The organism is Mesorhizobium metallidurans STM 2683 (genome assembly GCF_000350085.1).
Classification (GTDB): Bacteria; Pseudomonadota; Alphaproteobacteria; order Rhizobiales; family Rhizobiaceae; genus Mesorhizobium; species Mesorhizobium metallidurans.
Genome location: NZ_CAUM01000128.1, coordinates 1 through 12,542, shown reverse-complemented (window position 1 = coordinate 12,542; position 12,542 = coordinate 1). Strand labels below are relative to the sequence as shown.

The window sequence follows — 12,542 nt, the reverse complement described above, 5'->3', positions numbered from 1 at the left end:
ACGTCGGCCGCATTCGCCGCCGCCGCGCTGCCGGCCAGCGCCCGGTCGGCGATGCCGACGAAGATCACCGCGAAGCGGAACAGGGCGAAAGCCAGATGGAACGGCTGCAGCGGCCCAGTGGGCACGGCATGGGCGAAATAGTGATCGAGGAACTCGCGCTGGGTCGGAATGCCGAGCGCTGCAAGATCGAGGCCGAGGATGCCGCCATATTCGTCCGGCGCGGAATGCCAGGGCATCGAGCAGAAGCCGAGATCGGCCAGCGGATGGCCGAGCGTCGACAGTTCCCAGTCGAGAATGCCGATCACATCGGGCCGATCGGGGTGGAAGATGAGGTTGCCGAGGCGGAAATCGCCATGCGCGATGGCGACGCGGCCATCGTCGGGCGGAAGATTTCGCGGCAGCCACTCGGCCACGGCTTCGAGCGCCGCGATGCGGTCGCTCGGCGAGTCCTGCAACTGTTTCGTCCAGCGCGCGATCTGCCGCTCGAAATAGTTGCCCGGCCGGCCGTAGTCGCCGAGCCCGATCTCTTCCGGCTTGATGGCGTGCAGTTTGGCCATGGCCTCGGCCATGCCGAAATAGATGCCGCGCCGCTCGGCGCGCGACAGTCCCGGCAATGCGCAATCATGGAAGACGCGGCCGTCGAGGCGTTCCATCAGATAGAAGGGCGTGCCGAGCAATTCGTCGCCGGCGTGGTAGAGCACCGGCCGTGGCACCGGCACATCGGTTGGAGCGAGCGCCTCGATCACCCGGTATTCGCGATCGATGGCGTGGGCGCCGCGCAGGATCGGCCCGCCGGGCTTCTTGCGCAGCACCATGCGATGTCCGCCATAGTCGACGAAATAGGTCGGGTTCGACTGGCCGCCGCCGATCCGCTGCAGCGACAGGAGGCCATCGCCGAACCGGCTTTTGAGAAAATCCTCCAGCCGCGACGGGTCGAAATCCGGCCGCGTCACGCGTTCAGCGTTTTCCGGCATGGCCTGTTTCACCCGCTTCGACATTCCAGCGCCAGAAGCCTGTAGCCTCCTCGTTGAGGAACCGATTGAGCACCATCTTGTGGACCTCGTCGGCACCGTCGACCAGGCGGGCCTGGCGGGCATAGCGGTAGATCCATTCGAGCACCGTGTCCTTCGAATAGCCGCGCGCGCCATTGATCTGGATCGCCACATCGGCGGCGTCATGCAGGACACTGGCGACCTGGACCTTGGCCATCGAGACCTCCTTGCGGGCGAAGCCGCCGCGATCGAGCTCCCAGGCCGCTTTCATCACCAGCAAGCGGCCGATCTCGATGCGCATGGCGAGATCGCCGAGCATAAGTTGGATGCTCTCCCGGTCGGCCAGAAGCTTGCCGAAGCCATGGCGCTCGGCGGCATAGGCGCGGGCGATCTCGATGCAGCGCTTGGACAGGCCCAGCCAGCGCATGCAATGGGTAAGCCGCGCCGGACCGAGCCGGACCTGGGTGACCTTCAGCCCGCTCCCCTCGCCGGCAAGCACATCCTCGACCGGCACCTCCAGGCCGTCGAATTCCAGTTCGCAATGGCCGCCATGCTCTTCCGGACCCATGATCTCGATGCGCCGCAGGATCCGCCAGCCGGGCTGTTCCCTGTGGAACAGCAAGGCGGAAAGCCCGCGACGCGGATCGTCCGAGGTGCGCGCGACGAGAATGAAATGGCTGGCCTCACCAGCGCCGGTGATGAACCATTTGCGGCCGCTGACCACATATTTGTCGCCGCGCCGCTCGGCGCTGGTCATGATCATCGACGGATCGGAACCGCCGCCCGGATGCGGCTCGGTCATCGCGAAGGCCGAACGGACCTTGCCCTCGACAATCGGCTGCAGCCATTTCTGCTTCTGCTCCGCCGTCCCAAGCGCCTCAAGCACCATCATGTTGCCGTCATCGGGGGCGGCGGAGTTGAACACGACCGGACCGAAGATCGAGCGGTTCATCTCCTCATAGCAGACGGCCATTTCGACCTTGGAAAGACCCGCCCCGCCGGTCTCGGGCTTCAGCTGCAGGCACCACAGGCCAGCCGCCCGCGCCTTGGCCCGCAGTGTCTCCAGCAGCGGCAGCGCGATGTTGCCATAGGCATCGTAGGACGCTCTGTCAGCCTCCAGCGGCAGGATCTCGCGCGCGACGAAGTCGGCGATCCCAGTACGAAAGGCTTCGGTGCGGGCGGGGATGTCGAAATTCATGAGCACTCACAAGGATGAAACGAGATGGCCGCCATCGACCTCGATGGTCGAGCCGGTAATGTAGCTGCCGGCATCGGATGCGAGCAACAGCAGCGCGCCGGCGAGTTCATCCGGCCAGCCCAGCCGGCGCTGCGGTATGCGCTTGACAAGCTGGAGGCCGGCTTCCGAGGCGAAGAAATCGCGATTGATGTCGGTTTCGATATAGCCGGGGCAGAGCGCATTGACGCGAATTCCATAGCGCGCCCATTCCAGCGCCAGTGCCTTGGTAAGCTGGATCACGCCCGCCTTCGAGGCGGCGTAGGCGCTGACATTGCCGGCGACACGATGGCCGAGGATCGAGGCGATGTTGACAATAGCGCCACTGCTGCCCGAAGCCTGCATGCCGTGCGCGACCGCCTGGCCGACGACGAAGGCGCCCTTGAGGTTGGTGTCGATCACACGGTCCCAACCTGCCTCGTCGAGATCGAGCGCCGGCGAGGTTCCGCTGACGCCGGCATTGTTGACCAGGATGTCGAAAGGCGTGCCCGCTTGCGCGAGCGCCGCCGCCACCGAGGCGCTGTCGGCGACGTCCATCTCGACAGCGAGAGCGCTGCCGCCGGCCGCTCTTATTTTTTCGACGGCCTCCGCTAGCGCCTGCTTTCGGCGTGCGGCCAGCGTGACCGAAACGCCGTGCCGGGCCAGAAGCCCGGCAAAATAAAGCCCGAGCCCGCCGGAAGCGCCGGTGACCAGCGCGGTCTTTCCTTTTAGGTCCTGGAACATGGCTGTCAGGCCGGCGTCGGGGCATTCTCCGGGATAAGACCCTGCTTCTTCAGCGCCGCCCAGAATTCGGCCGGAATGGGATGGCCGATGAGGGCGACATTCTGGTCGAGATGCTTCCTGGTGCGGGTGCCCGGTATGTTGGTCGGGATCGCCGGATGCGCCAGCACGAACTGAAGTGCTGCGGCCGCAAGCGGCACGTCGAACTCGCGGCACACCGCCTCGATCTTGCCGACCCGCTGGAGAATCGGCTCCTCGGCTTCCCTGTAGTTGTAGTGCGCACCCTTCACCGCGCCGGTGGCGAGGATGCCGCTGTTGAAGCCGCCACCGAGCACGATGGCGACGTCGCGTTCCTCGCAGAGCGGCAGGAACGTGTCGAGCGCGTCCTGCTCCAGCAGCGTGTAGCGGCCAGCCAGCAGGAAACAGTCGAAATCGCGCTCGCGCAGTGCCGCCTCGCAAACCTGCCATTCATTGCAGCCGACGCCGATAGCCGAAACCAGCTTCTCGGACCGCAGCTTCTCCAGAGCCTTGTAGCCGCTGTCCATGGCCGTGCGGAAATGCTGCTTCTGTAGATCGGGTCCGTGCGAGAAGACATCGATGTCGTGGATGAACAGTATGTCGATGCGCGACACACCGAGCCGCTGCAGACTGTCCTCGAAGGAGCGCATGCAGCCGTCATAGCTGTAGTCGTGGACGACCTCGAAGGGAGGCATGTCGACCCAGAAGAAGGATTTCATCTCGCCCTTCGGCACCGGAGCGAGCAGGCGCCCGACCTTGGTCGACAGAACATATTCATCGCGCGGGAAGGCACGCAGCGCTTCGCCCAGCCGGCGTTCGGACAGGCCGTGGCCATACATCGGCGCCGTATCGAAATAGCGCAAGCCGGCATCCCACGCGCCCTTGATGACGTCGCGAACGTCCGCTTCCGGGACGGCGCGGAACTGGTTGCCGATCGGCGCCGTGCCGAAACCCATGGTGGTGACTTCGAGGCCGGTGCGGCCGAATTTCTTCTTGTCCGACGCGTTCATGAACAGATCCTCCGGTCCTATTGAAGAGATTTCGTCACTTGATGAACAGATATTTCGAGCGGTCGATGGTGAGCGAGACCGCCAGGATGATGACGAAACCCTTGACGATGTCCTGGGTGAAGCTGTTGACCTCGGTGACGTCCATACCGTTGGTCAGGATGGCGATGACGAGAACCCCGAGGAACGTGCGGTGCGGACCGCCGATGCCGCCGGAAAGCGCCGTGCCGCCCATGACGACGGCGGCGATGGAATTGAGCAGCAGGCTGCTTCCCGCCGTCGGCGTGCCGGCGCCGACCTGGCCGGTCAGCATGACGCCGGCGAGCCCACAGATGCCGCCGGCCAGCACGAAGGCGAGGATCTTGTAGAAGGTGACGGGAACGCCCGCATGCGAGGCGACGATCTCACCGCCGCCGAGCGCGTAGAGATAGCGGCCAAGCTTGGTGCGGAAGGCAACGACGGTGAGCACCGCGGTGGCGATCAGCGCGAACCAGATGACGTTGGGAATGCCGAGCACGAAGGAGCCGTTGACCAGATCCGGCAGCAGGCTGTCGGTGAACAGGATCGACTGGCCCTGCGAGATCTGGTTGGCGACGCCGGAGAGGATCGACAGCATGCCGAGTGTCACCAGGAAGGACGGCACTTTGAGCATGGTGACCAGGCTGCCGTTGACCAGGCCGACAAGGGCGCCGACGCCGATGCCGACCAGCGTCGCGCCGGCGAGGCCGAACCGGTCGACGGTGAGCGCGGCAAGGATGCCGGTCAGCGTCACCAGCGCGCCGACCGAAAGGTCGATCGAGCCGATCAGGATGACCACGGTTCCGGCGAGCGCCACCATCAGCAGCACCGACGATTGCCGGCCGATGTTGAGCGCATTGGAGGCCGAGAAGAATAGCGGATTGACATAGGAGAAATAGGCGACCAGCACGACGATCGCGATAACAGGCAGAACGATCGTGCGAAGATTGAAGTCACCCTGCTTCTTGGCCACGGTGGCCGGTATTTCTGCCATTTCAACCCCTATAGCATTGCCGAAACCACGTCGACCTCGCGTGGCTTGGCGTCCTTCGGCGTTTCGACGATGGCGGAAACCACGCCGTCGCGAAGCACCATGATCCGATTGGAAAGCCCGATCAGTTCGGGCAGATTGTCCGAGACCAGAAGCACGGCGGCGCCCTTGTCGGCGATCTCGCGCATCAGCGAATAGATGTCCTCCTTGGCGCCGACATCGAGGCCGCGGCCGGGATCGTCCAGGACCAGGATGCGGACGCCGCGCGCCAGCCATTTGGCGAAGACGATCTTCTGCTGATTGCCGCCCGACAGGGTGCGGCAGGCTGCCGCCGGCCCCGGTGCGCGCACCTTGAGACGCTGCATCCATTCGACGGTCAGCGCCCGGCTGCGCCGGGGCGAGATCAGGCCGAGGAAACCCAGGGCAATCTGCTTGAGGTTCGGCAGCGTCAGGTTCCAGTCTACCGTGTCGGTGCCGATGATGCCGGCGACGCTGCGCTCGGCGGGCACGAAGCCGATGCCGTGGCGTATGGCGTCGCGCCGCGAGCCGCGGCGCAGCGTGGCGCCCTCGACGACGACGTCACCCTCGCCCTGCGCTTCGGCGCCGGCGATGATCCTGGCAAGCGTCGACTTGCCGGAACCGAGGACGCCGGCGACGCCGAGGATTTCGCCTTCGCGCAGATCGAGGGACACCCCGCGAAGATGGCCCGGTTTGCTGATGCCGGTGGCGCGCAGCGCAACGGTGGCGGACGGCTCTCGCTGGACGGCCTCGCGGTAGTATTCGGCATTGCGCTGGCGGCCGACGATGAGTTCGTGCAACGCCACCTCGTCGATGCTCTTGATCGGCCGCTGATCGACGACATGGCCATCCTTCAAGGCGACGACCTCGTCGCATATGGCGAAGACATCGGACAGGCGATGCGACACGAGCACGAAGGAGGCACGCGAACGCCAGCGGTTGATGCCGTCGAAAAGCTTGGCGGTTTCGTGGTCCGAAAGCGCACTGGTCGGTTCGTCGAGAAGGATGATCGGCTCGACCGGATAGACGCGGCTCAGCGCGAAGGCCTTGGCGATCTCGACGAGCTGGCGCTGGCCGAAGGACAGGGCGCCGGTGAGCGCTGTCGGGCTGACATCGACTTCGAGCTCTTCGAGCACCGCGCGCGCCTCGGCGATCATCGCCTTGCGCCTGAGACCGCCGGCAATGGCGAATTTGGTCTCGCGACCGAGAAAGATGTTCTCGAAGACGGGGATAGTCGGGATCAACCCCTGTTCCTGGAAGACGGTGGCGACGCCATTGCGCGCGGCCTCCGTCGGATGGCCGAAGCGCACCGCCTCGCCATTGATCGATATCGTGCCGGTATCCGGGCGCACGGTGCCGTTGATGATCGACAGCAATGTCGATTTCCCGGCGCCGTTCTCGCCGACCAGACCGAGCATCTGGTGGCGGCGCAGCACGAAGCTTACCCCGGTCAGCGCGTTGGTGCCGGGGTAGGTCTTGGAGATATCGCGAAGCTCGAGCGCGGGTGCTGCGGCCGGCCGGCCGCCCGGGAGATCCGGACGACCGACCACAGTCAGGGAGGTCACTTGAACGGGCCGCTCTTGTAGTGATCGGCGTAGAGCTTGGTGACGGCGTCGAATTCGGCCTTCCACTTCGCCGCATCGCCATAGGCTGCGTTGAGCTTGTCCTGACCCTCCTGACCCGCCCATTGGGTGGCGGGATCGATCGGGTAGATGTTGTTTTGCGGATCCCAATTGTCGGGATTGAGAGTGCGGCTCATCTTGGCGAAATCGAACGGCAGTTCGGCGCCCTTGTAGACCTTCTGGTCGATCGAGGCGGCGGTCTCGGCGGTCGCGGTGAGCGAGCCGGTGTAGAGCAGCCGCTCGGCAAGCGTGGGCTTCCAGCCGTTCAGCGCATCGAACAGCATGACCGCGGCAAAGCCGGCCTGGTAGGGCGCGAGCGAGGTGTTGGTGGCGACGAACTGCTCGCCCTTGGCGACTTCTTGCAGGCCTTCCGAGAGACCGTCGATACCGGCGATCTTGACGTTGGTCAGGTTGCGCTCCTTGAGCACGGAGAGCGCGCCGAGCGCCATGGAATCGTTTTGCGCGAAGACCGCCTTCATGTTCGGATAAGCGGTGACCATGCTGAGCATGACGGTGCGCGCCTTTTCGCGGACCCAGTCGCCGCGCAGACCGCCGACCACCTTGATGCCGGGGAATTCGGCCGCGGCCTTCATCATGCCGGCGGTGCGGGCATCGTCGGTCGGCGTGGCGAGGCCCTTGATGTGGACCACCTCGCCTTCGCCGCCGATCGACTTGAACAATTCCTTGCCGACCTGGTAGCCGGCCTCGACGGAGTTGGCGGTCATGTAGGAGACGAAGTAGTCGCCGACATCGGACGGCGTGTACCAGGCCGGAATTTCCCAGATCGCCGAATAGTAAACCTTGTTCTCCTGGCAGAGCTTGGCGATCATCGGCACCTCGCCGGCGGCGACGACCGTGTTGATCAGCATGTTGACGCCCTGGGTCGGCAGGCCGCGAACCTGGCTGATTTCGCGGGCCGCGTCATTGTCGTGATAGAGCTCGACCTGATCTATCTTGAGCGCCGAGGACGTCGCCTTGAAGCCTTTGATGAAGGCTGCCCAATAGTCGTTGGCGAGCGTCGCCACGCTGGTCGCCGCCTTGCCGGTCGGCGCGGCAAGGGCCTGGTTTGTCCGCATGCTCAGCGCCGTGCCCATCGGCAGGCTGATGCCGGCGGCGGTGGCAAGCTGCATGAACACGCGGCGCGACATCGGATCCTGAATTTGCGAGACCGTCCTTACAATATCTTCTTCACGAGACATGCTTTTCACTCCCTTTGGTTATTTCTCGATGTTTCTACAATCGATTGCTTTTTTACGATGCGTTTCCCCCTTGCGTCGCATCTCCCTCACCCTTTTCCGTCAACAGCCAGCATGTGCGAACGATGCTGCGCCGCCTGCATGTCATCGATCCGACCCCGAAAACCGGGGGCGGGCACTTTTGTTGCCTGGTGCCTTGATTAACCTGAGACGCCCTCCCCGGCGCCACATGACAGTTTGCAGTTCTAAGCCTCGGATCAAACCGCAAAATTTATCATTTTGAGACTTCAGCCGACGTCCCGCCCGATCCCGGCGCAGAGTGCCTGACATGAAGTCCATCGCATTTTTATGAACCGCTATGCCGGCGCTTGTCAATCGATTGCAAAAAATTGCTGCTAGATCGGTACTCCTCAACTCCGTTCGCCACACGACATCTGGCCCCCTTCAGGAAGAGGCGCGAACGATCAGGGAAGGCGTAAACAGCCTGCTTTCGAAGCGGTATGACGGATCGGCGATCAGGTTGCGGACGAGTTCGCCCGCGTGGCGGCTGACCTCCTCGACCGGATAATCCACCGTCGAGAGCGGCACGGCCAGTATCCGCGAAAGCTGCGTGTTGTTGAAGCCGACGATGGCGAGATCTTCCGGACAGCGAAGCCCGCGATGGCGCATGGCCTCGATGACGCCGAGGGCCAATGCATCATTGTGCGCGAAGATCGCCGTCGGCCGCGGGCTGACCGCCAGCAGGGCGTCGAGCGTCCTCTTGCCTGCCGCCGAAGTCGCGGTCTCGGCAAAGATGCGCTGCGGCATTTCGACGATGGATCGTGACGCGCAGACCTCCGAGAATCCAAGCGCCCGGTTCTTGAAGGTCGCCGACAAGGGCGGCCCCTGGACCTGACAGACGATCTTGTGCCCCCGTTCGGCAAAATGCGTGGCCACCATCGCCCCTCCCGCCCTGTCGTCGCACAGGGCGGACGGGAAGACAGCCCCCGCAATGGCCCGGATTGCAAGCACCACGGGGACTTCGCGGGCGGCATCCTGCAGGATCGCGGTGTCGGCTTCCGTCGAAGCGAGCGAGATGATCGCGTCGACACGCCGCGACAGGAACGTATGGATCAGACGGCGTGTGGCGTCGGGTTGATCCAGCGTCTCGGCGATGAGCGGGGTGATCGAGGGCGCATCCGAGCGCGCGTCGAGATGGCGGAAAATGGTGCGAATGACCTCGATGAAGGTTTCGTTGCCGAGATCGGATACCAGTATCCCGACCGTATGCGAGCGGCCGCGGCGAAGCGTGGCGGCCGTCAGGTCCGGCCGATAGCCGGCAGCACCAGCGGCCTGACGAATGCGTTCACGCGTCGCCGGAGCGACAAGATGAGCCTTGTCATTGCTGAGCGCGCGCGAGACGGTGGCGCGATCCACGCCAAGTTTGAGCGCGAGTTCTCGCATGTTCAACCGCGCCATGGCCTCGCCCGCATCCTCGTTGTGCCGCCCAATCCCATGATCTTGCTGGCAGGCCAGCCGATATTTGGCAAGCGATGGTTCGCCGGCTGCCTTCCTATGGCGCGTATCGGAACGGCCAAACACAAAGTTATTCGTCTCCCCACCATCGCCCGCCCCCGTGCCGGCCGTCGAATCCCAGCGACCGATGGTCACATGACAACACTTTTTGCAATCGATTGACAAGATGTTTTCAGGCGCTTACTCATTTGACGACAAATCGGGAGGAAGTCATGGGAACGAAGATCGGTGCCGCCTTTGCGGTATTGTGTGCCGTGGCGCTGGCATGGGCGCCCGTCATGGCGCAGGAGGCCGACGGCAAGCTCGACGGCGAGGGCAAGGAGATCGTCGTCCTGATGCCCAGCCGCAGCAACGCCTATCTGGCGCAGTGGATCCGCGGCGCCGAAAAGAGCGCCGCCGAAGCGAACTACAAGATCACCGTCATCGAGAACAATTTCGACCAGACAGAGCAGGACGCGCAGGCCCAGCAGCGCATCGGCTCGCCGAACCAGCCGGCGGCCTATGTCTGGTGGCCGGCCGACAACCAGGCGGGTCTGGCGACGCTGCGCCGCCTCAGCCGCACCGGCGTGCCGGTCTTCCAGGTCAACCAGGCGCTGCGGCCGGAAGCCAAGGATCTCGTCGTCGCCTATGCCGGCGTCGACGACTTCTTCAACGGCCAGGTAGCCGGCAAGAACGCCATCGCGGCGCGCGACGCCTATGTCGCGGCCGGCAACAAGTTGGCCAGCGACGGCGGCAATCTGGTCATCCTGAAGTTCATACCGGGCTATTCGGCCGGCGACGACCGCGAGGCCGGCTTCGCGGACGCGACGAAGGACAAGCCGTTCAATGTCATCGCGTCGGAATATGCCGGCTTCGACAATGCCAGCGGCTACAAGGCGATGAGCCAGCTCATCCCCAGCATCCGCGGCAAGGGCATCAATTTCGTCTATGGCGCGTCGGACGGGCCGGTGACCGGCGCGGTGCAGGCGCTGGAGGAAGTCGGCCTCGTGCCCGGCAAGGATGTCTATCTGATCAGCGCCACCTGCATCGCCGACATCTCGGCGATCCAGTCGGCGAAGGAATTCGCCACCGGCGTGCAGGCAGCCGGCCTCGAAGGCTGGTTCTCGCTCAACGTCGTGGCGCGCTACTTCGAATATGGCAAGCAGGTCAAGGACGGCCAGTACATCGCTCCCGACACGGCGGATGCCCGGCCCGAGTTCAACTTCGCGCCAAGCAAGATCAACATCATTCCGAACCCGCAGGTCGTCGTCGGCACCGACAAGGCCAAGGCCGGAGAGATCCTTTCGAAGTTCAAGCTCTGGGGCGAGACCTTCTCGGACCATTGCGTGTATTGATCTGAAGGAGGCAGGCGAGGCAGCCTTCCCTGCGAACCAAGGTGCTGGCGGCTCCTGAATGTCGCCAGCCATGGCCGGTGTTGCGAAATGCTTGAAATCAGTGGTCTGTCCAAATCCTATGGGCCGGTGCATGCGCTGAGCGATGTGACGTTCAGCGTCGAACCCGGCAAGGTGACCGCGCTGCTCGGCGAGAACGGCGCCGGCAAGTCGACACTGGTCAAGATCCTTTCCGGCCTGGTCACGCCGACGGCCGGCGCCATCCGCGTCAACGGCGCGCCGGTCGATCTGTCCAGTCCCGAGCGCGCCAGCCGTTCGGGCGTCGCCGTGGTGCAGCAGGAGATCAGCGTGCTGCCCAATCTCAGCGTGGCGGAAAATTTCATGCTGACGCAGCCTTCCCGCTGGCTCAGGCGCGGGTCGGCCCCTGCCCTTTGCGCGCCATACCTGAACCGGCTGGGGCTCGGACATGTCGATCCCGGCACCGCCGTCGGCGAGTTGACGATCGGCGAGCGGCAATTGGTCGAGATCGCCCGCATGCTCTCGCAGGATGCCCGCGTGCTGGTCCTCGATGAACCGACCGCTGCGCTCGCCGACAGCGATATCGAGCTCGTCCACAAGGCCGTGCTTCGCCTGGCGAGCGAGGGCAATGTCGTTCTCTATATCACCCACAGGCTCAACGAGCTCGACGAGATCTGCGATGCGGCGGTCATCCTGCGCAACGGACGGCTTGCCGACCAGTTCGAGACGAAGGATGCCAGCATGACCCGCATCGTGCATGCGATGATCGGACGCGAGCTCGACGAACTTTATCCGAACACGCCGGCGCGAGGTACGGTCCTTCCAGCGCCCGTGGTGCGGCTGAACGATGTCGTTACCGGCGGCCTTGCGAGCCCGGTCGGCCTTGAGCTGCGCCCGGGAGAAATCGTCGCGGTCTGCGGCCAGCTCGGCAGCGGTTTCGTCGAGCCGCTGCGGGCCATCGCCGACGTCAGCCCGCTGTCGGGCGGAGCGATCGAATTCCAGCGCACCACGGCCCTTAGCGCCAAAGCGGAAACCGGCGTCGCCTATTGCTCGGACGACCGCCAACTGGACGGTTTCTTTCGCGACCTGCCGGTGTGGGAGAGCATGAGCGCGCCGGGCCTCGCACAGTCCGGCCTGTGGGGCCTTGTCCGCCCATCGCGGCTTCGGCAATCCGTCGACGCCATCGCCGAGCGCATGACCATCCTGCCGGCCTATCGCGAACGGCCGGTGCATGCGCTTTCGGGCGGCAATGCGCAGAAGGTGTCGATCGGCAAATGGCTGTCGAGCAACCCACGCATCCTGCTGCTCGAAGAGCCGACGCGCGGCGTCGATGTCGGCGCCCGCGCGGAGATCTACCGCTTGCTGCGCGCACTGACCGATGACGGGCTGGCGATCCTGTTTGCCAGCACCGATCTCGACGAGGTGCTGGGTTTTGGCGAACGCGTGCTGGTCTTCCACGACAACAGGCTGGTGCACCAGGCGCCTTCGGCGCAACTGACCCGTGACCAATTGGCGACATGGATTACACATGGCGGTATCGACCATGAGTGACATGGCCGCAAAGCAGCGGGACGCGACGGCCGAGCACAGCCAGCGCCGCGTATGGCTGAGACGGCTTGGCCCCTTCGTGCCGATCGCGACGCTGGCTATCATCGCATCGCTGACGGTCGATGGCTTCGGCACCACGCCCAATCTGATCGCCGTCGTCCAGGCCTCGGCCATCACCGGCATCGCGGCGATCGGCACCGCCGCCATCACCATCTCGGGCAAGTTCGTCAGCCTTGCCATCGAGCAGCAGGCGGTGACCGCAGCCTATGTCTTTGCGGCGACGGTGTCGGCGGGCCAGCCGGTTCTTTTGGCTC

The 12,542-nt window shown here is 64.5% G+C and carries 11 protein-coding genes; 3 read left to right on the top strand and 8 right to left on the bottom strand.

Annotated features, from left to right (window positions below):
• The 8 genes from MESS2_RS20865 to MESS2_RS20830 form a co-directional block, all read right to left on the bottom strand.
• The coding region (locus MESS2_RS20865) for a phosphotransferase family protein (protein ID WP_040593611.1) at positions 1-974 on the bottom strand (974 nt) is incomplete at its 3' end.
• Positions 958-2,190, bottom strand: a complete 1,233-nt coding sequence (locus tag MESS2_RS20860) for an acyl-CoA dehydrogenase family protein (protein ID WP_008876430.1) — start codon at positions 2,188-2,190, stop codon at positions 958-960. The genes MESS2_RS20865 and MESS2_RS20860, both read right to left, overlap by 17 nt.
• A 6-nt stretch (positions 2,191-2,196) precedes the next feature.
• Positions 2,197-2,949 carry an SDR family NAD(P)-dependent oxidoreductase gene (locus MESS2_RS20855; protein ID WP_008876429.1) on the bottom strand — a complete coding sequence of 251 codons (753 nt, stop codon included), beginning with the start codon at positions 2,947-2,949 and terminating at the stop codon, positions 2,197-2,199.
• A gap of 5 nt (positions 2,950-2,954) precedes the next feature.
• Positions 2,955-3,974 (bottom strand): aldo/keto reductase, encoded by a 1,020-nt coding sequence (locus MESS2_RS20850; RefSeq protein ID WP_008876428.1) that lies wholly within the window; start codon positions 3,972-3,974, stop codon positions 2,955-2,957.
• A 34-nt stretch (positions 3,975-4,008) separates the two neighbouring features.
• Positions 4,009-4,983 carry an ABC transporter permease gene (locus tag MESS2_RS20845; protein ID WP_008876427.1) on the bottom strand — a complete coding sequence of 325 codons (975 nt, stop codon included), beginning with the start codon at positions 4,981-4,983 and terminating at the stop codon, positions 4,009-4,011.
• Positions 4,984-4,991: 8 nt separating this feature from the next.
• Entirely contained in the window at positions 4,992-6,563 is a 1,572-nt protein-coding gene (locus tag MESS2_RS20840; protein WP_008876426.1) for a sugar ABC transporter ATP-binding protein, read from the bottom strand.
• Positions 6,560-7,819 carry a sugar ABC transporter substrate-binding protein gene (locus tag MESS2_RS20835; RefSeq protein ID WP_008876425.1) on the bottom strand — a complete coding sequence of 420 codons (1,260 nt, stop codon included), beginning with the start codon at positions 7,817-7,819 and terminating at the stop codon, positions 6,560-6,562. Before MESS2_RS20835 ends, MESS2_RS20840 begins: the two co-directional genes overlap by 4 nt.
• A 441-nt stretch (positions 7,820-8,260) precedes the next feature.
• Complete coding sequence (locus MESS2_RS20830; protein WP_083918638.1) at positions 8,261-9,274, bottom strand: LacI family DNA-binding transcriptional regulator; 1,014 nt, start codon at positions 9,272-9,274, stop codon at positions 8,261-8,263.
• A gap of 269 nt (positions 9,275-9,543) precedes the next feature.
• Between MESS2_RS20830 and MESS2_RS20825 the strand changes: the two genes are divergently transcribed.
• The 3 genes from MESS2_RS20825 to MESS2_RS20815 all read left to right on the top strand — a co-directional run.
• Positions 9,544-10,665: a sugar ABC transporter substrate-binding protein gene (locus MESS2_RS20825; RefSeq protein WP_008876421.1), complete on the top strand. Its 1,122-nt coding sequence runs from the start codon at positions 9,544-9,546 to the stop codon at positions 10,663-10,665.
• A gap of 87 nt (positions 10,666-10,752) precedes the next feature.
• On the top strand, positions 10,753-12,231 hold the full coding sequence (locus MESS2_RS20820) for a sugar ABC transporter ATP-binding protein (RefSeq protein WP_008876420.1): 1,479 nt from the start codon (positions 10,753-10,755) through the stop codon (positions 12,229-12,231).
• Positions 12,224-12,542 (top strand): hypothetical protein (locus MESS2_RS20815; protein ID WP_209436120.1); only part of this gene is annotated, 319 nt, incomplete at its 3' end. The genes MESS2_RS20820 and MESS2_RS20815, both read left to right, overlap by 8 nt.